The sequence below is a fragment of the Micromonospora sp. A200 genome (assembly GCF_029893845.1).
Lineage (GTDB): Bacteria > Actinomycetota > Actinomycetes > Mycobacteriales > Micromonosporaceae > Micromonospora > Micromonospora purpureochromogenes.
This window is the reverse complement of record NZ_JARXXY010000017.1, coordinates 137,224-162,001: the sequence shown is the minus strand read 5'-3', so window position 1 is coordinate 162,001 and position 24,778 is coordinate 137,224. Positions and strand designations below refer to the sequence as shown.

Here is a 24,778-nt window from a genome sequence, read left to right as displayed (position 1 = left end):
CCCCTCCACCCACGATGACCGACGCCCCCCCGGCGCGCGAGGTTTTGCGGGTGCCCGGCCCCCGCCCCCCCCCCCCCCCCCCCCCCCCGGCCGCCGCCCCCCCCCCCCCGAAAACCCCACCCGAGCCGGCGTCAGAGACGGAACACCACGGCGTCGCCGACCTCCTCGCGGGTGATGCCGAGCTGGTCGACCGGCGCGTTGACGGTGACCTCCCACGGGGTGCCGACGATCTGGTCGCGCAGCAGCACCACGTTGCGGACGCCGAGCGTGCGCAGGTAGTCGACGCTGGTCTGGTCGGGGAAGGCCAGCGTCACCCGGCGCACGTCGTCGAGCTGGGTGGGGGTGAAGCCACTGCCCCCGTTGACCAGGTCCGGGAAGGTGCTGGTGGACCAGAGCATCACCGGCTGGTCGAGGTTCTGGCTGCTCGGCAGCACCAGCATCGGGCCGTCCACGGTCCGCATCGCCACCGGCTGCTCCGGGACCACCGGGTGCGGAGTGACGTTCAACCCCTCCAGCAGGACCAGCAGCACCGGTACCACCGCGGCCACCCGCAGCCACGGCGACGGCCGGTACGGGGCACGCTCCGCGGCGATCTCGCCGACCCGGTCGGCGAAGGCGCTCACCGCGCCGGCCGCGAGCAGGCCGAGCAGCAGCGTCGTCCAGAGCATCATCCGCCCCGGGGTGCGCAGCCCGTTCCAGCCCGGAAGGTGCTCGAAGAGCAGGCCGTAGGTGAAGGTGCCGTCGAAGAACCGGGTGCCCATGGCCAGCACCATGGTGACCAGCACCCCGGCGAGCAGCAGCAGCCGCTGCCGCAGCTTCCAGACCGAGAAGAAGAGGCCCCCGGCGGCCAGGGCGTAGAGCACGAAGCCGGGCAGCAGCGTCATCTCGGGGTGCCAGGGCAGCGTCGCGCGTGCCGCCTCGTGCAGCTCACCCCAGACCCGGGACTCCGACGGGGCGGTGAAGAAGCCCAGCGCCGGCGGCGAGTAGACCCCGATGTCGCCGAGCGTGCGGGCCGCGTTGGGGTGCAGCTCCGCGACCTTGAAGTAGGGGATGGCCAGCAGCGCGCCGACGCCGGCGAAGATCAGCCCGCCGACCAGGTCCGCGACGAACAGTCGGGTGCCGAACGGACGCTTCACCGGCCGGAGGACCCAGCGCCGCAGGAACCAGGTCGTGGCCGCGACCAGCACGATGCCGGCCAGGACGTACGCGAACGGCAGGCCGATCCCGAAGCCCAGGCTGAGCTGCCAGGCCGCCACCAGCCACCCGGTGTACGTCCAGCCCTCGTGCCGCCGTTCCGGGCGGTAGCCGTACCGCAGCGACCAGCCGTGACCCCGGGCCAGCATGGCCAGCGCCAGCGGGATACCGCCGTTGGAGACGATGTGCAGGTGCCCCGCCTGGGCGAGCAGCCACGGGGCGTACGTGTAGCTGACCCCGGCCACCGCGGCCCCCGCGCGGCCCGCTCCCAGCTGCCGGGCCAGCGCGTAAGCCCCGAGCGTGGCCAACGCGTGGGCCAGCACGAACATGATGTTGTAACGCAGCACGGCCGCCTCGGGACCGGTGCCGATCATGCCGGCCGGGGCGTAGCCGAGCAGCATGTCGGAGAAGGCGAAGCTCCACTGCTCCGGGAAGAACGTGTTGGAGTGGAACAACTGGGCCGGCTCGGTCCGCAGGGCGTGCCCCGACCAGGCCATCTGCCAGGCCTGCAGGCTCGGGTCCCAGTAGTCCTGCGGCAGCGTGTAGAGCGGGTAGCGCAGCGTCGGCCAGGTCATGCCGACGGCCAGGGCCAGCGCGGCCAGGGTGGCCAGCGTCCACTCGTGGACCAGGAGCCGACCGACGGCGCGCGCCGCGCGGCGCGGACGCCCCGGCACCGGGTCGGGCGCCGGAGCGAACGCCGACCAGCGGTCCCGCGGCTCTCCGTCGCCGTCCTTCTTCTCATCGCCGTCGCTCGCGGCCTTGGCGTCGGTGGCGCCGCTCTTCCCGGCGTCGCCGGTGGTGGTCTTGGCGGTGTCCGTGGTCGCGGGCTTCCCGTCGGTCGGGTCGTCCTTGGCGGTGTCGCCGATGGTGGTCTTCGCCGTGCCCGTGGTCGCGGGCTTCCCGTCGGCGGGGTTGTCCGCGTCGGTGTCGCCGGTGGTGGTCTTCGCGGCGTCCGTGGTCGTGGATTCCGCGTCGGCGGGGCCGCCCGTCCCTGAGGTTTTCGCGTTCGTGGTTGTCGACTTCGCGTTGGTGGCGTCGCCTGTTCCCGGGGTTTTCGCGGTGTCCGTGGTCGTGGACTTCGCGTCGGTGGCGTCGCCCGTACCCGGGGTCTTCGTGGTGGCCGTCGCGTCGGCGGCGCCGTCTTCAGCAGTGCCGCCCGGGGGCGTACTGCCCTGCTCGTCGGGCCCGTTGGTCTGCCCGGTCGGCTGGGCGCCGCCGGTCGCGTTCGTGGTCATCCGGGTCAGGCCCCCGTGGCGAGCTTGTCCCGCAGGAAGGCGATGTCCGCCCCCTGACCCGCGGCCCCGCCGGGCGTCTCCACGATCACCGGCGCGCCGGCGGCGCGGATCACCGCGACCACCAGGTCCGGGTCGATCGTGCCGCCATCGAGGTTGTCGTGCCGGTCCTGCCCGGAGTTGAAGCCGCCCTTGGAGTTGTTGGCGTGGACCAGGTCGATCCGACCGGTGATCGCCTTGACCCGGTCGACCAGGTCGAGCAGTTCCTCGCCGCCCGCGTACGCGTGGCAGGTGTCCAGGCAGAAGCCGACCTCGTGGTCGCCAACGGCGTCCCAGAGCCGGGCCAGTGCGTCGAGCCGTCGGGCGCAGGCGTTGTCACCGCCGGCGGTGTTCTCGATCAGCACCGGCACCGGGAAGCCACCGGAGTCCGCCGCGTACGCGAAGGTCTTGCGCCAGTTGTCGAAGCCGACGGCGAGGTCGTCACCGGCGTTGACGTGCCCGCCGTGCACGATCAGCCCCTTGGCGCCGATCTCCGCCGCCGCGGCCGCGTGCCCGAGCAGCAGCTTGCGGCTGGGAATCCGGATCCGGTTGTTCAGGGTGGCCACGTTGATCACGTATGGGGCGTGGACGTAGAGGTCCACCTCGGCGGCGCGCAGCCGGGCCGCGTCCTCGCGGGGTTTCGGGGCCTTCCAACCCTGCGGGTCGGAGAGGAAGAACTGCACCGCCTCGGCGGAACGGGCGGCCGCCTCCGCCAACGGGTCGGCCTGGTCGACGTGGGCTCCGATACGCATGCAGGCGAGCCTACGTCGCATCCCCGACGCTCGGGGTGACGGAGGCGGGGAGTCGGGGCACCGGATGCCGCCCGCTCGCGTCACCGTCGGGGCGGGCGTTCGTTTACCCGGGTGGGATCGATGCCGGGCTCTTCCGGCCTGCAGGGCCAGGGGCACCATGGTCGATCCCGGTGCGGGGTCACCCCCCGTCGTGCGGCCCGGCACGTCGGGGGCGGGACCCGCCCGATTTGGTCCACCGACCACCAACAGGAATCTCGGACTAATAGTTGCATTTCCACCAACTAGTGACGAGAGCCGTTGTACCGTCGGATAACAACAGGAAAGAGCTCCGCGGGGCGTCCTCGATCCAACCTCATCGGTGTGGTCGTTCCTCCCCAGGTCCCACCCAAGGAATGCGGACGGGACGCCCCGCGGTCCATGTGGACAGGGGTCCGCCACCGGCCTTCGGGCGTCGGGGCGGGCCCCTGTCGCCACGCCCGGCCGCGGGGTCCGACCTGCCCGGGCATGATCGTCCGGACCGGGTATCCTGGTCCGGTTGTCCGCGTCCGGCCGGGTCCCCCCGATCCCGGAAGCGGCAGCGACGCACGACCTCCTGCCACGGAAGGACCGTGGCCGCATAGCCCACAGGAGGTGAGCACGTCTTGCGTCATTACGAAGTCATGGTGATCCTCGACCCCAGCCTCGAGGAGCGCACCGTCGCCCCGTCGCTCGACACGTACCTGAACGTGATCCGGACCGCGGGTGGCTCGGTGGAGAAGACCGACGTGTGGGGCCGCCGGCGCCTCGCGTACGAGATCAACAAGAAGCCCGAGGGCATCTACGCCGTCATCGACCTCCAGGCGACGCCCGAGGCGGTGGCCGAGCTGGACCGTCAGCTGCGGCTCAACGAGTCCGTGCTGCGCACCAAGGTCATCCGGCCGGAGATGCGCTAAGCATTCAATCCCGGTTCGCCCGGATCAGCCTCATCGGCGCTGTCAGAGGGCTCTGAGAGCCTGTACGGCAGAGCAGATGAGTGCGCGAGGAGATGGTCATGGCAGGAGACACCACCATCACGGTCATCGGCAACCTGACCGATGACCCCGAGTTGCGGTTCACCCCGTCCGGTGCGGCGGTCGCCAAGTTCCGGGTCGCTTCGACGCCCCGGTTCATGGACAAGGCCTCCGGCGAGTGGAAGGACGGCGAGCCGCTCTTCCTGGCCTGCACCGTGTGGCGGCAGGCGGCGGAGCACGTCGCCGAGTCGCTCCAGCGGGGCGCCCGCGTGATCGTCTCGGGTCGGCTGCGTCAGCGGTCGTACGAGACCCGCGAGGGTGAGAAGCGCACCGTCATCGAGCTCGAGGTCGACGAGATCGGCCCGTCGCTGCGCTACGCCACGGCGAAGGTGCAGAAGATGTCGCGCTCGGGTGGCGGCGGCGGTGGCTTCGGTTCTGGTGGCGGTGGTGGCCAGGGTGGCGGCGGAGGCAACTTCGACGACCCCTGGGCTTCGGCCGCGCCGTCTCCGTCGCGCTCCGGTTCGGGCGGCGGCAACTTCGACGAGGAGCCCCCGTTCTAATGGCGCCGAGCGCCCGCGATCGCAAACCAGGAGCACGAGCAATGGCCAAGGCTGCGGCACTTCGCAAGCCGAAGAAGAAGGTGAACCCGCTCGACAAGGACGGGATCACCTACATCGACTACAAGGACACCGCGCTGCTGCGCAAGTTCATCTCCGACCGCGGCAAGATCCGCGCTCGGCGGGTGACCGGCGTGACCTCGCAGCAGCAGCGGCAGATCGCCCGTGCGGTCAAGAACGCCCGTGAGATGGCGCTCCTGCCGTACACCGCCACGGCCCGCTGAGAGGAGGCACCGACATGAAGATCATCCTGACCCAGGAAGTTTCCGGTCTCGGTGCCCCCGGCGACATCGTCGAGGTCAAGAACGGCTACGGCCGTAACTACCTGCTGCCGCAGGGCTTCGCGATCAGCTGGACCAAGGGTGCGGAGAAGCAGGTCACGGTCATCAAGCGGGCCCGCTCGGCCCGCGAGATCCGCGACCTCGGCCACGCCAACGAGGTCAAGGACCAGCTCGAGGGTCTGAAGGTCAACCTGAAGGCCCGCGCCGGTGACGGCGGTCGGCTCTTCGGCTCGGTCACCTCGGCCGAGATCGTCGACGCCGTCAAGGCGGCCGGCGGCCCGACCCTCGACCGTCGTCGGCTGGAGCTGCCCGGTCACATCAAGTCGACCGGCTCCTACCCGGTGCGGGTCAAGCTGCACCCCGAGGTGACCGCCAAGTTCGACCTCAACGTCGTTCAGGGCTGACACCCACCGCACGACGAAAGGGCCCGCACCGGACTCCGGTGCAGGCCCTTTCGCATGCGCCCTCGTAGCGGCGGGCTCAGCCGATCGGCTGGCCGGTCACCGCGCTGATCATGACGGTGGACAGGCCCCCACCGACCACCGCCGCGGCCAGCGCCACCGTCGCCGACCGCCAGGTCGTGCCCACCCGGCGCAGCAACCCCGCGACGACGAGGCTGCTCACCAGCGCCAGCCCGAAGCGCGGCGCCCCGGCCACCAGCGACGCGAAGGCGTGCGCCCGCGGCGAATCGCAGCCGCCGCCGCTGATGTCCGTCACGCACCCCGCCGGCGCCTGGCCGTCCAGGGTCAGCAGCCACCCGAAGACCAGCGCCGCCGGCACCAGATAGCAGGCGGCGGTGTAGAGCAGCGGACGCAGCGGACCACCCGGATCCGGGTCCAGCAGGTCGTCCTCCAGGCGCCGGTTCCACACCCCGCCGCCGACCGAATCGATCCGGTCACGCCACGACGCCGCGGCGACCGGCGCGGCCGGCTCCAGGCGACGACGGGGAGACGGGCGTGGCCGCGGTGCGGTGTAGGCAACCGCCGGCGACCGGGGCGCCGACGACGGCGGGTCCATCCACCGCGGATCGTCCCCGGCCAGCCGCGTGCCCGACCAGAACCCGTCCGGCTGCTCCGGCCACGACCAACTCTCACCGGTCACCGGCTCCGCCGACCGCGGCGGCTCGGTACGGTCCCAGCGGCTGACGTCGGTGCGGTCCTCCCACCGGCTCGGCTCCTCGTACCGGTCCCGCCGGGCCAGGTCGCCAGCGTCCCACTGCCCGGTGTCGGTGAACCGGTCCCACTGGCCGGTGCTGTCGCCCTGATCCCACCGGGTGGCCCCACCGGCGGCGTCCCAGCGGTCCTCGGGGCCCGAGCGCTGCCAGGCGTGCACCCCGGAGGCGTCCCACGGGTCCACCGCCGGCCGGTACTCCGGTTCCGGCTCCGCCACCGGCTCGGTACGGCTCCACGGGTCGACCGCCGGGCGGGACCAGGCGTCGGCCGAGGCGCGCCGGCTGCGCCGGGTCGGCCGCTCCACCTCCCGCGCGGCCGGCTCCTCGTCGGACTCCTCGACACCCGACCAGATCACCTGCGGACGGCGCGAGGCCGACCGGCGTGGACGGGGCGTCGGCGCGGCACCGGAGACCGGCTCGTCCTCCACGGAGTCGGCGCGCCGGCTCCCGACGTACCCCTGCTCCTGCGGACGGTCGAAGGTCCACTCCCGAGTGTGGTCGGACTCGGCCGCGGCGCCGATCGCCCGGGGCTCGCCCCAGCTGCGCCGCCCGCCCCCGGAGATCGGGCGGTCGTCGTACTCGTCGTCGTCCGGCGCGGCGTGCCGGCCCCGGCCGTCGGCGTGGGCGATGCCCGACTCGACGGCCCAGCGCGGCAGGTAGGAGTCGACCGGCTCCTGCTGGCCGCGCTCGACTGCTCGCCGTCGGCTGGGGGTGCGGTAGCCCTCGCCCGCGTACCGGTAGGGATCGGCCGGGACAGCCTCGCCGAAGTCGTCCCACGGGGCGACCGGCTGACGCTCGCGCGGGCTGCCCTCCCCGCGCTCCCAGTCCCGGTAACTCACGGCCGGAGCGTGACCCTTCTCAACCGAAAGCGCAATCCGCTGTCCAGGTGTAGCCGTTCCCAGCAGATAGTACGGGAAATCCGAACCCAAAGCCTTACCGGAAAATACCCGTCCACAGGGTGGGGACGATGTTTCCGCAGGTCAGCGCCGATCGGCCCAGAATTCCCCACCGGTTTTCCACAACCTGTGCACACGCTGCGCACATGCTCGTCCACTCCATCCACAGGTTGTCCCGAGGCTCGTCCACCGGCCTGGTTGGGGTCTGACCTCGGGTTCCGTATCGTGGGGCACCGACCGGTCGCGCGATCGCCCCCGATCGACCGGCCGGGTCGATCGGAAGTTGTCGCACCCGGCCGGTAGAGCTGGTATCGACCCGACGCAGTGGAGGGGGATCCGTGTCGGTCACCGACGACATGCGGGCGGAGCCCCGAGCCGGCGGGCAGGCGTCCGCACCGGCGCAGCGCGACGGGCAGTTCGACAAGACCCCGCCGCAGGACGTCGCCGCCGAGCAGTGCGTCATCGGCGGCATGCTGCTCTCCAAGGACGCCATCGCCGACGTCGTGGAGATCCTAAAGTCGAGCGACTTCTACCGGCCGGTGCACGCCACCATCTTCGACGCCATCCTGGACATTTACGGCCGGGGTGAGCCGGCCGACGGGATCACCGTCGCTGCCGCCCTGGCCGACTCCGGCGATCTCGCCCGGATCGGCGGCGCCCCCTATCTGCACACCTGCATGGCCGCAGTGCCGACAGCAGCGAACGCCGCGTACTACGCCCGGATCGTCGGCGAGCGCGCGGTGCTTCGTCGGCTGGTCGAGGCCGGCACGCGGATCGTGCAGCTCGGCTACGGCACCGCTGCTGGCGGTAGCCGGGACGTCGACGACGTGGTCGACCTCGCGCAGCAGGCGGTCTACGAGATCACCGAGCGCCGGGTCAGCGAGGACTTCGCGGTGCTGGCCGACATGCTCCAGCCGACGCTCGACGAGATCGAGGCGGTCGGGGCGCAGGGCGGGGTGATGACCGGCGTGCCGACCGGCTTCACCGACCTGGACCGGCTGCTCAACGGCCTGCACCCGGGGCAGCTCATCATCGTGGCCGGCCGGCCCGGTCTGGGTAAGGCGCTCGCTCTGGACACCCCGCTGCCGACGCCGGACGGCTGGACCACCATGGGCGAGGTTCAGGTCGGCGACCAGCTGATCGCCGCCGACGGGCGGCCGACGACGATCACCGCCGCCTTCGACGTCCGGTACGACCGTCCCTGCTACGAGGTCGAGTTCTCCGACGGCAGCGTCATCGTGGCCGACGCCGAGCACCTGTGGAAGACCACCACCCGGGCCAGCCGCCGTCAGCCCGAGCCGCGACTCCGGTCGCACTGGCCGCAGTCGTCCCTGGCGAAGGTCCGTGCGGCGGAGGCGGCCGCCGGTGCCGAGCCTCGGCGACCGGTCACCCTCGCGCAGACCCTCGAACTCGTCGGCCCCGAGTTCAAGAACGTGCTGCACACCGTCGCGCGTGAGGTCGGCGTCAACGGCCGGGTCAGCCGACCGGTCATCCGGGCGGGCAACACACGAAACTGGACGGCTCCGGGCTACCCGGCCGGCCCGCTCCTGACCAGGCTTCGGGAGCGCGCCGAACGCCCAGTCAACGCCGGTGCCCGGGTCCGGCACGACGGTGTCGTCACCACCGCCGAGATCGCGGCGACGTTGCGTACCGGCGGGGACGGCCGGCTCAACCACGCCGTCGAGAACGCCGCTCCGTTGCAACTGCCGGAGCGGGAGCTGCCGATCCCGCCGTACACGCTCGGGGTCTGGCTGGGGGACGGGCACTCCGACGCGAGCCGTTTCACCACCGCCGACCCGGAGTTGGTCGAGCACGTCGTGCGGGACGGGTTCGTGGTGCGTCCGAGCGGCCCGCTGATCTACACCATCGTGCTCCCCGAGGTGCCCGCTCCGGCCGACCGGCGCTGCGTCGACTGCGGCTCGTCCACCCGCGCCCTTCGGGAGAATCCGTCGACGCGGCGGTGCGCCGAGTGCCACGGGCGGCACGGATCGTTCCGCGCGCTGCTCCGGGCTCTCGGGGTGTCGCCGGAGAAGCACATCCCGCAGGAGTACCTGCGGGCGTCGGAGGCCCAGCGGCGCGCCCTGCTCGCCGGCCTGATGGACACCGACGGGACGGTCGCCCCCAACGGCAACCTGCAGTACACCTCGACGTCGAAGCGGCTGGCGGAGGGCGTCCGCGAGCTGATCGTGAGCCTCGGATACCGCTGCACGGTCAACGAGAAACCGGTACGCGGCCGCAGCGCCGCGTCGTCCATCGGGTACACGCTGAACTTCTCCACGCCCGACACGGTCTTCCGGTTGGAGCGGAAGCGGTCCGCCCACGCCGCACGGCGCCGGACAGCGTCCGACGTCCGGACCACCTCCCGCTACATCGTGGACGTGCGGCCGGTGCCCAGCGTGCCGGTCCGCTGCGTGACCGTGGACAACCCGGAGCACCTGTACCTGGCCGGCAGGTCGATGATCCCGACGCACAACAGCACCGCCAGCATGGACTTCGCCCGAAACGCGGCCATCCGCGCCAACCAGGCGGCGGCGATCTTCTCGCTGGAAATGAGCAAGGTCGAGATCGTCATGCGACTGCTCTCGGCCGAGGCGCGGGTTCCGCTGCACGTGCTCCGCAGCGGCCAACTTTCCGACGACGACTGGACCAAGCTGGCCCGCTGCATGGGCGAGATCAGCGAGGCACCGCTCTTCGTCGACGACACGCCGAGCATGAACCTGATGGAGATCCGGGCGAAGGCGCGCCGGCTCAAGCAGAAGCACGACCTCAAGATGATCGTGGTCGACTATCTCCAGCTGATGACCTCACCGAAGCGGACCGAGAGCCGTCAGCAGGAGGTCGCGGACCTCTCCCGTGGCCTGAAGCTGTTGGCCAAGGAGGTCGAGTGCCCGGTGATCGCGGTGAGCCAGTTGAACCGTGGCCCCGAGCAGCGCACCGACAAGCGGCCACAATTGTCTGATCTGCGCGAGTCTGGGTCAATTGAGCAAGATGCCGACGTTGTCATCCTGCTGCACCGGGACGACTACTACGACAAGGAGTCACCGCGGGCTGGCGAGGCGGACTTTATTGTTGCTAAGCACAGAAATGGGCCCACCGACAGCATCACCGTCGCCGCCCAGCTGCACCTCTCTCGCTTCGTCGACATGGCGATCGTCTGACCGTCGCCGCAGTTCAGCCGAGCAGCGGGAACCACCCGGCGGCCTCGCCCAGCGCAGCGCGGTCCCGGTCGGTGAGCCGCTCGCGGCCGGCGGCCTTGAGCAGGTACCCGGCGTCGTCCCAGTCGCTCGGGCGGACCGCGTCGTCGCTGAGCAGCCCGTCCACCGTGGTCACCGCGACGCGGCAGGCGAGCGGCCCGGGCGGCGGCGCGTCGGGCAGGTCGAGTACCAGGTCCAGGTGGTGGATGACGGCCTCGGTGGTCAGCGTGGCCAGGAAGTCGGGTACGCGCAGCACGTGCCCCTGGGTGCTGACGCAGCCGGCCGGGTCGGCGGCGGTGGCGGCGCGCACGGCGGCGGGGGCGGTGTCGGACCAGAGCCGGACCACCCCGCTGGGGCGGTCGAAGGCGGCGGCGGAGCGGCGGGCCCACCAGGCGTGCCGGACGGCGTCCTCGCCGTCCCCGCCGGGCGGGAAGGAACGCCAGTAGCTGACGTCGTCCACGTCGGGCGGCCCGTCGGCGGGGCTGGCCAGGGCGACCAGGGCGCGCTGGGCGTCGCAGAGCACGTGGAAGAGCAGGTCGGCGACGAGCCAGCCCCGGCAGCGGGTGGGCCGTTGCAGGTCGGCGTCGGCCCGCCCGGCGACCACGGCGGTGATCCCCTCGTACGCCTGAGCGAGCGCCTCGTGCTGCGCGATCGACGTCATGAGGGGGAGCCTGCCACGGGCCGCCCGGATCGGCAGGGCGGAAGGGCCGGGGCGGGTGCCCCGGCCCCGGTGGCGGTCAGCCGAACATCTCGTCGAGGAAGCTCTTGTGCTTCTTGCGCTTGTAGTGCCCGTGGTAGCCGTGGTGCTGCTGCTGGTGCCCGCTGTGGCCGTACGCCGGCTGCGGCGGGTAGGCCGGCGCGTGCGGCGGCGGGGGCGGCGCGGCCGGGTAGCCCGGCTGGTGCGGGGGCGGCGGCGGAGGCGGGGCGTACCCGCCGGCGACGTGGCCGGGCTGGGCGGGGCCGTGGCCCGCGGGCTGCCCGGGTGCCGGGGCGGCCTGCTGCTGGTTCCAGTTCGCCTCGGCCTCGAACAGCTTCTCGAGTTCACCGCGGTCGAGGAAGATCCCCCGACACTCGGTGCACTGGTCGATGACGACTCCGCTGCGCTCGTACTGGCGCATGTCTCCGTGACACTTGGGACAGGTGAGCTGCATCGCTCGACCGTACCCCGTCGGCGCGAGGTTCAGGCGGTGGCGATCAGCGCTTCGTTGACCTCGTCGTCGGAGACCTCGTGGAAGTCCTCGTAGTAGGCGCCGACCGCGCCGAACTCCGGCGGGCGCTGGGCGCAGATCACCTGGTCGGCCTCGGCGGCCAGCATCTCGTACGCCTCCTGGGAGCCGACCGGCACCGCGACGACGACCCGGCGGGCGCCGAGGTGGCGGGCGACCTGGACGGCGGCCCGGGCCGTCGCGCCGGTGGCCAGCCCGTCGTCGACGATGACGGCGGTCCGGCCGGTGAGGTCCAGCGGTGGTCGGCCGGCTCGGTAGCGGGCCTCCCGGCGTTCCAGTTCGGCCTGTTCCCGGCGCTGCACGTCGGCGACGTCGTCGGGACCGAGCCGGGCGGCGACCACGTCGTTGAGCACCCGGACCCCGCCGGGGCCGAGTGCGCCAAAGGCGACCTCGGGCGCCCAGGGCATGCCGAGCTTGCGGACCACCAGGACGTCCAGGGGCGCGCCGAGCCGGTCGGCGATCACCCGGGCCACCGGCACACCGCCCCGGACCAGCCCCAGCACGATGACGTCGGGTTCTCCGACCAGGCCGGTCAGCCGTTCGGCGAGCTGTCGGCCGGCATCCTCACGATCGCGGTAGGTGCTGCTCATGTCCTCAGGTCTACGCCCTGGGGAGGGCCGGTGTCGGCGACTCCGGCGAAACGGTGGTCGGCTGTCCGGTCAGCGCGGGTGCCCAGACGAGCAGGGCGAGTGGGTAGAGCAGGTAGCCGAAGCGGGTGGTGGGCATCAGCAGGATGGCCGCCAGCAGGCCGTATCCGCAGATCAGCGCGGTGGCGGTGGCGGTGCCGGGCGGGTGGCGCAGCAGTCGGAAGGCGATCCCCACGCCAGCGGCGACGAGCAGCGTCGCGGCGATCACCCGACCGCCGGGCAGTCCGGTCGCGATCAGATGCCCGGGGAAGGGGGACTGGGCGGGGCTGGTCACCAGCCCGTGGCCGAGCGGGAACCGCAGCACGTTCTCCACCAGCGCGTCCCGGTCGACCAGCATCGCCGGGACCAGGGCGAGCACCGGTAGGCCGAGCGCGCCGACGGCGACCCGGAGCCCGGCGCGCCGGGTGGCGCCCCAGAGGATCAGGACCAGGGCGACCGGCCAGGCGAAGAGCTTCAACGCGCCGGCGAGCCCGACCGCCACGCCGGCCGCGCCGGGCCGGCTGGCGGCGGCGCACGCCAGCGCCAGCAGGCAGAGCGCGAGTACGGGCAGGTCGTCGCCGCCGGTGGCCAGGGTGAGGGCGCAGATCGGCAGCACGGTCGCGGCCTGTACGCCGCGCAGCACCGCGGCCGGGTGGGGGCGGCCCGCCGAGGGGCGGCCGGCGGCGCGCAGCGCGACCACCGCGACGGCCAGCGCCAGCGCGGTGACCAGCGCGAACCACACCCGGGAGTCGGTCCACCAGGTGTCCACGCCGGCCCGGGGCAGCCCGAACAGCGCCATCCCCGGCTGGTACGGCGTGTAGCCGAGCAGCCGTTCGTCGACGGGGAGCGCGGCGATCGCGTCGGGCCCCAGGTAGGGAGTGCCGTGCTCGGCGAGCCGGATGCCGGCGTGCTCGATGACCACCACCTCCTCCTGCGCCCGGTCGGTACGCCCCGACGCCCGCTGGATGCTCTGGATCACCAGCGGCAGCAGGGCGGTGGTCGCCCAGGTCAGCGCGGTGACCGCCGAGCGCGCCGGCACCCCGGCCAGCTCGGGGCGGCGACCGCGGAGCAGGAGCTGGTCGACGACCAGCAGCGCGGCGATCAGGTAGCCGGCGGCGGCGACGCTCCCCCAGGCCCGGTGCGGCGCCAGGGTGGAGGTGGCGGCGGTGACCGCGGCGAAGGCGGCGGAGACCGTGTAGAGACCGAGGTCGAGGGCGAGGCCGCCGGCGGTGGAGTCCAGGGCGCGCCAGGTGCGGGAGGCGGCGGTCACGCCGGCAAGTGTGGCAGACCCGTCGGGCGGCTCCGGCCGGGCTGGCGGCGGCCGGGGGCGAGGCGGATGACCGCGCCGGTGTCGTGCAGCGGCGGGACGAGGGTGCCGGGCCGGCCGCCCGAGCCGCGTTGCAGGGCGGCGAGGAGACTGCCGGACGGCAGCGGACGGGCGAAGAGGTGGCCCTGGCCGGCGGCGCAGCCCAGCTCCCACAGTGCCCGGCGCTGCGGCTCGCTCTCCACTCCCTCGGCGACCACGGTGAGGTCGAGGCTGCGGCCGAGGTCGAGGGTCGAGCGGATGACCGCCGCGGCCTCCGCCGAGCCCTCCATCGCGGTGACGAAGCTGCGGTCGATCTTCAGCTCGTGCACCGGGATGCGGGAGAGCAGGGAGAGCGAGGAGTAGCCGGTGCCGAAGTCGTCCAGCGCCAGCCGGACGCCGGAGTCGCGCAGCCGGCTGAGCACCCGGTCGACCACGTCGAGCTGGCTCAGCGTCAGCGTCTCGGTCAGCTCCAGGACCAGCCGGTCGGGCGGGAGGTCGTGGGCGCGCAGCCGGGCCAGCACCGCGCCGGGGAAGCGGGCGTCGAGCAGGCTGCGCGGGGAGACGTTGACCGAGACCGGCAGGTCGAAGCCGGCCGCCCGCCAGCTCACGGCGGCGAGCAGCGCCTGGTCGAGGATCGCCTCGGCGAACGCGGGGAGCAGGCCGGAGCGTTCCACCGCCTCCAGGAAACGCAGCGGGTCGATCATGCCGTGGGTCGGGTGGTGCCAGCGGGCCAGCGCCTCCGCGCCGGTGACCTCGCCGCTGGCCAGGTCCACGATGGGCTGGAAGTTGACGGTGAACTCGTGGTCGGCCACCGCGCGGGGCAGCTCGCCGCCGAGGGTGAGCCGGCCGAGGTCGGCGGTGTCGCGGGTCGGCGCGTACGTGGAGACCCGCTGACCGGCCCGCTTTGCCTGGTACATCGCCACGTCGGCGCGGCGCAGCAGCTCCGGCATGCCGCCGCTGGCGGGGGCCACGGCGATGCCCCCGCTGGCCTCGACGCTGATCCGCATGCCGTCGACGTCCAACGGCTGGTGCAGGGTGCCGATCAGTGCCTCCGCCCGGTGCGCGGCGACGGCCGGGGCGGGCAGCCCGCGCAGCAGTACGGCGAACTCGTCGCCGCCGAGGCGGGCCACCAGGTCCTCGGCCTGCGCGGCGGCTCGTAACCGGTCGGCGACCTGCATCAGCACCTGGTCGCCGGCGGCGTGGCCGAGGGTGTCGTTGACCTCTTTGAAGTGGTTGAGGTCGATCAGCACCAGCGCGGTCACCCCCTCGGCGTGCCGAGTGCTGAGCTGCTCGGTGCCGCGCTCCAGCAGTTGCCGCCGGTTGGCCAGGCCGGTCAGCGCGTCGTGGGTGGCGGCGTGCGCGTGTTCGGCGGCCACCCGGGCCAGCTCGGCGTACGCCTGGGCGTTGCGGACCGCGGTGCACAGCGCCGAGGCGAAGGTACGCAGCGTGTACTGCTCCCGCTCGGAGAGCTGGACCGGTCCCCGGAAGCGCAGCCGCAGCACCCCCACGTCGGCGCTGCCGTCGTGCCCCTCCAAGGGTGCGGAGACGGCGGAGCCCTGGACGCTGCTCAAGTCCCCGGCGGGCCCGTCGTAACCGATGCCACCTCTGGTACCCCGAACCGCGCGGGGGCCGTCGCGCAGCTCTATCTCGACCTCGTCCGCGGAGAAGAGTTCGGCGGCCTGAGTGACGGCGGTGGTGAGCACCTTATCCAGGTCGACGACGTTCAGCGCGTCCGTGGTGCGGGCGAGGCGCTGCCAGGCCTGCTGCTCGGTGCGGGCCTTGACCCGGTTGGAGTACAGCAGGTGGAGGCTGAGCATCAGGGGTGGCACGGCGATGAGCAGGCGGCTGTCGCCGCGCAGGATGAGGAACGTCCCGAGGACCACCACCAGTCGGCCCACCGCGAAGGCGAGCCGGAGTTCCCAGTCCTCGCGGAACAGTTCCTGTACCCGTTCACCGGAGGCGATCGCGATGACCGGCAGTGCGACCAGCTCGTCCAGCAGCACCGCAGCCAGATAGGCGAGGGACAGCGGCAGGATCGTGGCCAGCACGCTCTCTTCGCCCACCTGCCAGCCGCTCGCGTGCAGCACCGTGCCCGCCGCCGTCGCCACCAGCATGTTCTTTCCGACGCCGAAGGCGGCCCGGATGGCGGGGATTCGAGCGAGGGTGGTGACCAGGACGAGGGCGCAGCCCGTGGCGAGGACCACGGTCGAGGTCGGGGCCACGGTGAGGCCGATGATGATTGCCGTCTCGGTCCACGCGATGTCGTGGTTGTTGGCTCTGATCCGGATACGCACCTTGACGGTGAAGCCGGCGGCGACCAGCGAGATCAGGGCCAGCCAGGTGACGGGGCCGACCCTGGGTTCGTCGTTGGCGAGACGAACCGCGGACACGATGGTGGCGACGGCCGCCAAAAAGACGACGAGACCGACTAGCGGCAGCAGCCGCCGATCGGTCCCATCACTCCGTCGTTGTGGAGTCACCCATCGACCTCATTCAGTAACCGATGGTTGTGCACTCCGCAAGTTTACTGCTCTTGAGCTGGTTGCAGAACGTTGCTCAGGTCCATTCGTGCGACGTCATCATGACCCCCAGTGCGATTGTTCCCGTGTACCAATGGGGGGAGCTTAAAGGACAGTTGCCGCTCTCTTGCACTGATGAATGTCGGTATGCGCGATATCAGCGAACTCACAATGATTTGTGACGTTGTGTCCATGGCTAATTGCGGAGCGCGTACGCCTCGTACCCGGTCTTGCAACGACGACCGAGTCTTCGCCGGTCACCGGCGTAGCACTGCCGTTTGCGAACTATCTTCAGTCTGGCCCTGCCTGCTTCCAATTCCATCGACGGATCGGACCATCTCCTGGCTGCCGCAGGGTGACGTGCAGGGGTATGCCGATCATCCGGACGGGCAACGGGATGTGCGGGCCTTGCATCGTCCCGCCCGGTCCATGATCTCGTAGAGTGATCATTCGAGCACTTGGGGAGGAGTCGTCGAGGATCTGGTGGAGATTCGAGTCCTGGGTAATCTTGAGGCGCTGATCAAGGGCGACCCAATAAACCTGGGTACGCCCAAGCAGCGGACCGTACTTGCCCTGCTGGTCATGCGAACCGGACGACTGGTGACTGTAGAGGATCTGGTCGACGAGTTGTGGCCCGACGGTCCACCCCCGTCCGCTGTCGCGAACGTACGTAGTTATGCCGCCAGCCTCCGTCGGGCGTTCCGGGCCGCCGATAACGGAACCGACCTCCTTGTCCGAGAGGGTGGTGGCTACAGGTTGGGCCTCGCCCCGGAGAACATTGACCTCATGCGTGCGTCGACGGAGTTCCGCCACGCTCGGGAAGCCGCCCAAGGTGGCGATCCTGATCTGGCGGTGGCAACTCTGACGCGCGGGCTGGATCGGTGGCGGGGCGACCCGTTCGCAGGACTACCGCTCGGCCCGGTACTCGCCGCACGACGGACGCAGGCCGAGGAGGAGCGCCTCGATGCCGTTGAGTTCCTGGCGGAGCTGCGTCTCGCCTCCGCCCGACCGGAGGGGGCCATCCCCCTGTTGCGTGAACTGGTGAGCATCCATCCGATCCGGGAACGCGCTCAGCTTCTCCTGGTACGGGCGCTACGGCAATCCGGCGACGTGACCGGCGCCATGTCGGCATACCTCAACGCCCGACAGGCCCTGCTGGAGCACCTGGGCATCGAGCCGGGGCCGGAGCTGCAAGAACTCCATCGGGACCTGCGGAAACGGCAGCCGGCAATTGCGCCGGATGGTTCCGGTACGGTGCGCGCCGGGGATCCTCCGTCCGTCAGCTGGCTACCACGCGCCGTACCGGACTTCGTCGGTCGGGACGAGATGGTGGACCGGATCCTGAAGGAGGTGCCGCCTCCCGACGGGACCGATCCATCGATCCAGGTCATCGACGGCATGGCGGGCAGTGGCAAGACGTCCCTCGTCGTCCACGTGGCTGCCCGACTCGCGAATCGCTACCCGAACGGACAACTCTTCACAGATCTGCGCGGGCATGCCGACGAGGCGCCCGTCACCCCGGCGGCGGCCCTGGTGACGCTGCTCCGTCAGCTCGGGGTGGCCGCCGGGCGGATACCGGCCGAGTTCCCGGAGCGGGTCGAACTCTGGCGGCGTCAACTGGCCTCTCGGCGGGTCGTCGTGATCCTCGACAACGCCGCTGACAGTCGGCAGGTGGAACCCCTGCTGCCGGTCAGCGGGGACGTTCTGGTCATGATCACGACCCGCCGTAGGCTGCTGGTATCGGGTGGTCGGCCACCGGTCTCGCTGCCTGTGCTGTCGGAGCAGGAATCCCTCATGCTGCTGACAGCGGTGGTGGGAGCTGAGCGCGTCAAAGCGGATCCCGCCGGGGCGGCCGAAGTGGGCCGACTTTGCGGGCACCTGCCGCTTGCCATCCGACTGGCCGGCACCCGGATGGCGCACCGGCCGTCCTGGCTCATGAAGGACATGGTGCACCGGCTCACCGAACAGCCACACCTCCTACCGCAGTTCAGGGCGGAGGACAGCACGGTGGTGGACGCTTTCGCCGCGTCTTACGAACCACTGGACGAGCGCGCAAAGAGGGTTTTCCGGACAATCGGCCTGCACCCCGGCGAGCACCTCGATGTGGCGATGACCGCCGCATTGACAGATCTCCCGCTTCACGAGGCGGCTGACGTGCTGGACGAGATGGTGGACCGGCACCTGGTGGAGGAGGTCAGAAGCGGTCGTTACCGACTCCACGACCTCATGCGCCGGTACTCCGTCCAGCTGGCTCTTCATACCGACCGCGCGCCGATGCGACGGAACGCGGCCGAGAGCCTGGTGGAACATATGGTGCACTCGGTCGCGCGGGTGGTCGAGCCACTGGAATCCGGCAGACTGCTCGGTCAGCTCCGCCTCTCCGATCCGTCACGGCCAGACCTACTGTCGGTACGCCGACCGGGCGATCTTGAATGGATCGAGTCGCAGCGTCACAACATTGAGGCGCTGGTGCGCCTGGCCGGACAGCAGGGGCTCGACCACCTGTCGTGGCGGTTGGCCCGATCCGGATGGCGGTTCTTCTACCTGCGTGGTTACTTCGACGACATTGCCGCCACTCATGGCGCGGGACTGGCAGCGGCACGACGGCTGGGTGACCGCGCGGCGGTTGCCCTCATGCACAACTACCTGGCTTCGGCCTGCGTCCGCACGGGTTCCTACCGGGAGGCACGCGGTCACTTGGAGGAGGTCGTGGCGATCCGGGTGAGCCTGGGCGACAGCGACGGCACCAACCAGGCCCGGGTCAACCTCGGTGTGGTCTTCTGGCTGATGGGACACCTCACCGCCGCGCTCGACATCCACCTTGCGCTCCTGCGGGACAGCACGATGGACAGCATGTTCTTCCTGCCCAACGTGGGTCTGATCCTACGCTCACTGGGCAGGTACGACGACGCTATGGCGGTTCACCGGCTCAATCTGCAGATCGCACGACATCGACAAAACTACTTCCACATCTCCAACGCCCTCGGTCACCTGGGCGGGGTGCGGTATCGGCTGGGGCAGGACCGGCAGGCTGAGCGGCTGCTGCGGGCGTCGTTGGCGCTGCGGGAGCGCACCGGCAACGGGTACGGCCGTGCCGAGACGTTGAACGATCTGGCTGGCACGTACCGGCACCTCGGCAGGATGGACGAGGCGCTGCGCCACCACGACGCCGCGCTGGAGACGGCACGCAGTTCGGGCGAACGTCAGGTGGAGGCCGAGGCACTCAATGAGATGGCTCGCACGCTTGCCCAACTCGGGCGTGTGGAGGAGGCGACCGAGACGCGGCGGCAGGCGCTGGCACTCGCGACCGCCATCCGTCATCCCTACGAGCAGGGACGGGCGCTCGCTGGCCTGGCCGACCATCTCGACTCGACTGAACCCGCTGAGGCTCGGCGGTACCGGCAGCGGGCGTTGACGATCTTTGATCGGATGGGCGTGCCTGAGCGATTTGAGGTGCGCCGCCTTCTGGGCCCCGAGGGCAATACGAGTTTTGCTTGAGCTGCCCGGTGACCACTTATCGGTTTCTTGTCGCCGCTCTCGTTAACGTCTCCGAACGTCGGTGAACGGGGGAGGTGCTGGCCGTGTCAGGACCAGACCGACGATGCCCCCGTGCGTCACGGTTTCCCCAGCGATCTTGACGGACGGGTAGGTGAGGGAGGAGCACGGCCATGGCACCCGGCTGTGCTCCTCCCGAACTCGTGATGCGTCCCGGTCGTACCCGGCGGATAGGCTGCGGTCGTGACCGATCCCGCGCAGCTCACCCACGTCGACCCGGCGGGCGCGGCCCGCATGGTCGACGTCTCCGCCAAGCCGGTCAGCGGCCGGCTCGCCGTGGCCGCCGGCCGGTTGCGCACCACCGCCGAGGTGGTCGACCTGCTCCGCCGCGACGGCCTGCCCAAGGGCGACGCGCTGGCGGTCGGTCGGCTCGCCGGCATCATGGGCGCCAAGCGCACCCCCGACCTGATCCCGCTCTGCCATCCGATCGCGCTGCACGGCGTGACGGTCGACCTGCGGCTCACCGGGGACACCGTCGAGATCACCGCCACCGCGCGGACCGCCGACCGGACGGGCGTGGAGATGGAGGCGCTGACCGCCGTGGCGGTGGCCGGGCTGGCCCTGGTCGACATGGTCAAGGCGGTCGACCCGGCCGCCTCCGTCGACGCGGTGCGGGTGCTCCGCAAGGAGGGCGGCAAGACCGGCGAGTGGGTCCGCCCGGAGGATCGGCCGTGATCCGGGCCCGGGTGGTGGTCGCCTCCAACCGGGCCGCCGCCGGCGTCTACGCCGACACCAGCGGCCCCCTGCTCGTCGCGGGCCTGCGTGAGCTGGGCTGCGCCGTGGACGAGCCGGTGGTGGTTCCCGACGGCGAGCCGGTGGGCGAGGCGTTGCGCAGCGCCCTGGCCGACGGGATCGACGTGGTGCTGACCAGCGGCGGCACCGGGATCACCCCCACCGACCGGACGCCCGACGTGACCCGCGCGCTGCTCGACTACGAGATCCCCGGCATCGCCGAGGCGATCCGGGCGCACAGCCGCGACCGGGTCCCCACCTCCGCGCTGTCGAGAGGGCTGGCCGGGGTGGCGGGCCGGATGCTCGTGGTCAACCTGCCCGGGTCGACCGGCGGCGCGCGCGACGGCCTCGCCGTGCTCGGCCCGATCCTCGTCCACGCCGTCGAGCAGTTACGCGGCGGCGACCACTGACGCCCGGTCCGGAGTCCACGGCGATAGGCTCGCCCGGTGAGCGCGCGGACGTGACGCGCGCACCGCAGTCGGTGAACGGAGGCCCCCGGTGAGCACGGAAACCGCCCCCGCCGCGGCACAGGTCGCGGCACCGCCGCCAGCCGGTTGGGAGGAGGCTCGCTCCCGGGTGTACGCGGTCGGCCTCGCCGCCGCGCTCCCCGCGGTCCGGCGGCCGCTGGCCGACACCGACGGGCACACCCTCGCCGAGCCGCTGACCACGCGGACCGACCTGCCCGCCTTCCCGACCTCCAGCGTCGACGGCTGGGCGGTGCGCGGCGAGGGCCCCTGGGACGTCGTCGGACGGGTGCTGGCCGGCAACACCCCGCCCCCGCTGACCGCCGACGGCACCACCGTCGAGATCGCCACCGGCGCGATGGTCCCCGAGGGCGCCACCGCCGTGCTCCGGATCGAGGAGTCGAGCCGGACCGCCGACGGACGGGTGACCGGCACGCCCCGGCCCCACCCGGAGTGGCGGGAGCCCGGCGAGGAGGCGTACGCGGGTGAGGAACTGCTCCCCGCCGGTACCCCGGTCGACCCGGCGCTGATCGGACTGGCCGCATCCTGCGGTCACGACCAGCTGCCGGTGCGCCGGCAGCCCCGGGCCGCGCTGCTGGTCTTCGGCGACGAGCTGCTGACCGCCGGCCCGCCCGGCGCCGGCCGGGTACGCGACGCGCTCGGCCCGGCCGTGCCGGCCTGGCTGCGCCGGTACGGCTGCCAGGTGCGCTCCTCCGACGTGGTCGGCCCGGTGGCGGACACCCTCCCCGCCCACGTGGCGGCGCTGCGGTCCGCGCTGGCCAACGCCGACCTGGTGTGCACCACCGGCGGCACGATGCACGGTCCGGTCGACCACCTGCATCCCACCCTGGAGGCGCTCGGCGCTGACTACGTGGTCAACACCGTGGCGGTCCGGCCGGGCTTCCCGATGCTGCTGGCCCGGCTCGCCGGCGCCGACGGCCGGGTCCGCTTCGTCGCCGGGCTGCCGGGCAACCCGCAGTCCGCGATCGTCGCCCTGGTCTCGCTGGTCGCGCCGCTGCTGGCCGGGTTGACCGGCCGACCGATGCCGGTGCTGCCGCACGCCACGCTCGCCGAGCCGGTGCCGGGTCGGGGCGACTACACGCACCTGGCCCTGGTCCGGCTGGACCGCGCCGCCGGCACCGCCCACCCGCTGCGCCACGTCGGCTCGGCGATGCTGCGCGGGCTGGCCGGCGCCGACGGTTTCGCGGTGATCCGTCCGGGCACCACCGGCGAGGCCGGGGCGCGGGTGCCGGTCGTACCGCTGCCGCTGCTGCCCGGGGAGCGCTCGTGGTGACCGCCGACCCGACGGTGGCCGTCCTCGCGGTCACCGACCAGCCGCTCGACCTCGCCGCGCACGAGGCCGCGGTCGCCGACCGGCGGGCCGGCGCGGTCGTCTCCTTCCAGGGCGTGGTCCGCGACCACGACCACGGCCGTCGGGTCACCCTGCTGGAGTACGAGGGTCACCCGAGCGCCGCCGACGTGCTGCGCGAGGTCGCCGCCGAGATCGCCGCCGAACCCGAGGTGTACGCGGTCGCGGTGTCGCACCGGATCGGCCGGCTGGAGATCGGCGACGTGGCACTGGTCGCCGCGGTCAGCACCGCGCACCGCGCCGCGGCCTTCGAAGCCTGCGCCCGCCTGGTCGACGAGGTCAAGGCGCGCCTGCCGATCTGGAAACGCCAGGTCTTCACCGACGGCACCGAGGAATGGGTCAACTGCCCCTGACCGCTCCCCTCATGACCGGGCCGGCGGGCGGTCAGCGGCGGGCGGTGGTGGCGGTGCGGGCCAGGCGGTCGGCGTAGAAGGCCGGCTCGGCGCCGGGACGCCAGGGCAACGCGGCGACCAGCACGATCAGCGCCAGCGCGAGGGAGTTCTCCATCAGCGCGCCGAAGAGCCCGTCCTGGTAGTGCGACACCTCGGGGAGTTGGTGCTCGTACGGCCAGATGGGCGAGACGAGAAAGAGCAGGTAGAGCCCCGCCGCCGCGACGGCGTGTCGCAGGCCGGTCAGCGTCGGGTACCAGATCGGCGGGCGCAGCCCGTTCACCCCGGGCGGCCCCCCGTACGACGACGCCTGGCCGCCGCGCGCCGCCAGGCCCCGGCTCGCCTCGCGACGGCGTACGGCGGCGTCGGCGAGCACGACGATCGCCGGGATGACCCAGACCAGGTGGTGCGTCCAGGAGATCGGGCTGATCACGTTGGCGGTCAGCCCGACCAGGGTGAACGCGGTCAACTCGTCGCCGTCGGCCCGGGCGGTGGCGGCGCGGGAGAGCCCCACCGCCAGGATCAGCACCGAGAACGACAGCCAGAGCAGGCCGGGCGTCTCGATCGAGTCGTAGAGCCGGGCGAGCAGGCCGGCCAGCGACTGGTTGGGGGTCATGTCGGCCGCGCCGACCCGCTCGGTCTGCCAGAGCACGCCGCCGAAGTAGGCCCGTGACTCCGTACCGACCAGCGCGAACGTCCCCAGCGTCACGCCGATGGTGGTGCCGACGGCGGTGGCCGCCGTCCGCCACTGCCGGGTGATCAGCAGGTAGGCGATGAAGAGCGCCGGGGTCAGCTTGACGGCCGTGGCCAGGCCGATCCCCATGCCGGCCCACGCCCCGCTGTAGAGGAAGCGCACGAACGGGCCGTCGGTCGGGCGGCCGTGGGTGCCCCGCCGGGACCGCCAGCGGAGCCCGATCAGGTCGGCCATGATCAGCCCGAAGAGCAGCACGTTGACCTGGCCGTACCCGAGGGTCTCCCGGACCGGTTCGATGGCGACGGACATCGACGTCGCGATGCCCACGGTGAACCAGAGCGGCCAGCCGAGCCGGTCCACGATCGGGCGCAGCAGCGCGGCCAGCACGAGAGCGAGGGCGGCGATGCTGCCCGCCGCGTTGATCCAGCCCGCCGCCTCGACCGGCAGGCGCGCCATCGGCAGCATCATCAGGCCGGCGAAGGGCGGGTAGGTGAAGCCGAGGGTGGTGGTCGGCGCGATGAACTCGTACAGTTCGTGACCGCTCGCCCACCACACCACCGCGCCGTGGTAGATCTTCATGTCGAAGAAGTTGTACGGCCGCCCGAATGCACCGATGGCGAGCCATGCGGCATAGGCGACGGCGGCCACGATGCCGGTCCGTACGACTGTCCTACGATCGATCCCACGCGTTGCGCGACGGACTGGGGCGAGGCGGTCCAGCCGTCTACCGACGATCGCCGGCATGGCGTGGCCACCCCCGTACCAAGGTCGTCCTACCCGTCCAGGTCCGGTACGGAGCCTAGAACGGCGCCTCACGTTGATGCCTCCCGCGTTATGCGACCGTGTCCGATCCCACACATGTTTTTGACATTTCCACCGCGTTAACGGCAGTCGGGTGGTTCAGGTAATTCGCGGCCTTGCGGGGGGTGGTGGCCGTATTGACGCAGGTCAGCCCGGAAGTCGCCGGGCCGTGGACGCGGAGAGGGCGGCGATCCGCGCTTCCCGACGGGCGGTACGCACCGCGCGGGTCACCGAACGTCGAGAGTGACCGATGCGATGACCGGCCCGCCAGCGCAGACCCGGCTTTCCCTCGGTGTCGGCGGCGGCGAGCAGCAGGCCGCCGAAGAGCCCGAGGTTCTTCAGGAAGTGGACCTGGTTGTTGTTGCGCGTCGCCGGGTCGTCGTTCTTCCAGAAGGGATGTCCGGCGATGGTGACCGGCACCAGCGTGCCGGCGAGCACGAGCGCGGCCGGCCGGGTGAACCTCCCGGTGGCCAGCATCAGGCCGGCGGCGAGTTGCACCGCCGAATTGGCGCGGACCAGTGTGGTGGTGTCGGTGGGAAGCTGCGGCGCGACGTTGGAGATCAACGGAGCGACCCGGTCGGTGAGCGGCTGGGCGGCCGGCACGAGGCGCTCGGGGTGCTGGAAGTTGCGGACCCCGCTGATCACGAAGATTCCGCTCAACATGACGCGGGCGAGGGAGCGCACGGGTTTCATGGATCAGTCATACCCCGTCGGGGCGTCCGCTACCCCGGC

General features: G+C 71.9%; 20 protein-coding genes. 10 read left to right on the top strand and 10 right to left on the bottom strand.

Going from position 1 to position 24,778, the window contains the following annotated elements; translation table 11 throughout:
- Positions 1–131 precede the first annotated feature (131 nt).
- Positions 132–2,429 carry a hypothetical protein gene (locus M2302_RS18515; RefSeq protein WP_280839110.1) on the bottom strand — a complete coding sequence of 766 codons (2,298 nt, stop codon included), beginning with the start codon at positions 2,427–2,429 and terminating at the stop codon, positions 132–134.
- Between the two features lie 5 nt (positions 2,430–2,434).
- Entirely contained in the window at positions 2,435–3,217 is a 783-nt protein-coding gene (locus M2302_RS18510; protein WP_280839109.1) for a deoxyribonuclease IV, read from the bottom strand.
- Between the two features lie 641 nt (positions 3,218–3,858).
- Here M2302_RS18510 and rpsF point away from each other — a divergent pair.
- From rpsF to rplI, 4 genes are all read left to right on the top strand, one after another.
- Positions 3,859–4,149 carry a 30S ribosomal protein S6 gene (gene rpsF, locus M2302_RS18505; RefSeq protein ID WP_210773971.1) on the top strand — a complete coding sequence of 97 codons (291 nt, stop codon included), beginning with the start codon at positions 3,859–3,861 and terminating at the stop codon, positions 4,147–4,149.
- An 80-nt stretch (positions 4,150–4,229) separates the two neighbouring features.
- A complete protein-coding gene (locus M2302_RS18500; RefSeq protein WP_179802407.1) occupies positions 4,230–4,766 on the top strand; it encodes a single-stranded DNA-binding protein in 537 nt (178 codons plus the stop codon).
- Between the two features lie 41 nt (positions 4,767–4,807).
- Positions 4,808–5,047 carry a 30S ribosomal protein S18 gene (gene rpsR, locus M2302_RS18495; protein ID WP_007073789.1) on the top strand — a complete coding sequence of 80 codons (240 nt, stop codon included), beginning with the start codon at positions 4,808–4,810 and terminating at the stop codon, positions 5,045–5,047.
- 14 nt (positions 5,048–5,061) lie between these two features.
- Positions 5,062–5,508 carry a 50S ribosomal protein L9 gene (rplI, locus tag M2302_RS18490; RefSeq protein WP_154941082.1) on the top strand — a complete coding sequence of 149 codons (447 nt, stop codon included), beginning with the start codon at positions 5,062–5,064 and terminating at the stop codon, positions 5,506–5,508.
- Positions 5,509–5,584: 76 nt separating this feature from the next.
- Here the strand turns inward: rplI and M2302_RS18485 are convergent, their stop codons facing one another.
- Positions 5,585–7,114, bottom strand: coding sequence for a hypothetical protein (locus M2302_RS18485; protein WP_280839108.1), 1,530 nt, complete (start codon positions 7,112–7,114; stop codon positions 5,585–5,587).
- 395 nt (positions 7,115–7,509) lie between these two features.
- Between M2302_RS18485 and dnaB the strand changes: the two genes are divergently transcribed.
- Positions 7,510–10,329: a replicative DNA helicase gene (gene dnaB, locus M2302_RS18480; protein ID WP_348529429.1), complete on the top strand. Its 2,820-nt coding sequence runs from the start codon at positions 7,510–7,512 to the stop codon at positions 10,327–10,329.
- 13 nt (positions 10,330–10,342) lie between these two features.
- On the opposite strand, the gene M2302_RS18475 is transcribed toward dnaB, so the two are convergent.
- The 5 genes from M2302_RS18475 to M2302_RS18455 all read right to left on the bottom strand — a co-directional run bounded on the left by M2302_RS18475 (position 10,343) and on the right by M2302_RS18455 (position 16,003).
- Entirely contained in the window at positions 10,343–11,026 is a 684-nt protein-coding gene (locus tag M2302_RS18475; RefSeq protein ID WP_280839107.1) for a maleylpyruvate isomerase N-terminal domain-containing protein, read from the bottom strand.
- Between the two features lie 76 nt (positions 11,027–11,102).
- Positions 11,103–11,516, bottom strand: a complete 414-nt coding sequence (locus M2302_RS18470) for a zf-TFIIB domain-containing protein (RefSeq protein ID WP_280839106.1) — start codon at positions 11,514–11,516, stop codon at positions 11,103–11,105.
- Positions 11,517–11,545: 29 nt separating this feature from the next.
- On the bottom strand, positions 11,546–12,181 hold the full coding sequence (locus tag M2302_RS18465; protein WP_154941091.1) for a phosphoribosyltransferase family protein: 636 nt from the start codon (positions 12,179–12,181) through the stop codon (positions 11,546–11,548).
- Positions 12,182–12,191: 10 nt separating this feature from the next.
- Positions 12,192–13,487: a glycosyltransferase family 87 protein gene (locus M2302_RS18460; protein ID WP_280839105.1), complete on the bottom strand. Its 1,296-nt coding sequence runs from the start codon at positions 13,485–13,487 to the stop codon at positions 12,192–12,194.
- Entirely contained in the window at positions 13,484–16,003 is a 2,520-nt protein-coding gene (locus M2302_RS18455; protein WP_280839104.1) for a bifunctional diguanylate cyclase/phosphodiesterase, read from the bottom strand. The genes M2302_RS18460 and M2302_RS18455 overlap by 4 nt, the downstream gene beginning before the upstream one ends.
- Positions 16,004–16,525: 522 nt before the next feature.
- Between M2302_RS18455 and M2302_RS18450 the strand changes: the two genes are divergently transcribed.
- From M2302_RS18450 to M2302_RS18430, 5 genes are all read left to right on the top strand, one after another.
- Positions 16,526–19,540, top strand: a complete 3,015-nt coding sequence (locus M2302_RS18450) for a BTAD domain-containing putative transcriptional regulator (protein ID WP_280839103.1) — start codon at positions 16,526–16,528, stop codon at positions 19,538–19,540.
- 240 nt (positions 19,541–19,780) lie between these two features.
- On the top strand, positions 19,781–20,272 hold the full coding sequence (moaC, locus tag M2302_RS18445; protein WP_154941095.1) for a cyclic pyranopterin monophosphate synthase MoaC: 492 nt from the start codon (positions 19,781–19,783) through the stop codon (positions 20,270–20,272).
- Positions 20,269–20,739, top strand: coding sequence for a MogA/MoaB family molybdenum cofactor biosynthesis protein (locus tag M2302_RS18440; RefSeq protein WP_280839102.1), 471 nt, complete (start codon positions 20,269–20,271; stop codon positions 20,737–20,739). The genes moaC and M2302_RS18440 overlap by 4 nt, the downstream gene beginning before the upstream one ends.
- Before the next feature lie 88 nt (positions 20,740–20,827).
- On the top strand, positions 20,828–22,087 hold the full coding sequence (locus M2302_RS18435) for a molybdopterin molybdotransferase MoeA (RefSeq protein ID WP_280839101.1): 1,260 nt from the start codon (positions 20,828–20,830) through the stop codon (positions 22,085–22,087).
- On the top strand, positions 22,084–22,515 hold the full coding sequence (locus M2302_RS18430; protein WP_280839100.1) for a molybdenum cofactor biosynthesis protein MoaE: 432 nt from the start codon (positions 22,084–22,086) through the stop codon (positions 22,513–22,515). Before M2302_RS18435 ends, M2302_RS18430 begins: the two co-directional genes overlap by 4 nt.
- Before the next feature lie 31 nt (positions 22,516–22,546).
- On the opposite strand, the gene M2302_RS18425 is transcribed toward M2302_RS18430, so the two are convergent.
- Both M2302_RS18425 and M2302_RS18420 read right to left on the bottom strand, forming a co-directional pair.
- Positions 22,547–23,989 carry a glycosyltransferase 87 family protein gene (locus M2302_RS18425; RefSeq protein WP_280839099.1) on the bottom strand — a complete coding sequence of 481 codons (1,443 nt, stop codon included), beginning with the start codon at positions 23,987–23,989 and terminating at the stop codon, positions 22,547–22,549.
- A 204-nt stretch (positions 23,990–24,193) separates the two neighbouring features.
- Entirely contained in the window at positions 24,194–24,739 is a 546-nt protein-coding gene (locus M2302_RS18420) for a DoxX family protein (protein WP_280839098.1), read from the bottom strand.
- Between the last annotated feature and the right edge of the window lie 39 nt (positions 24,740–24,778).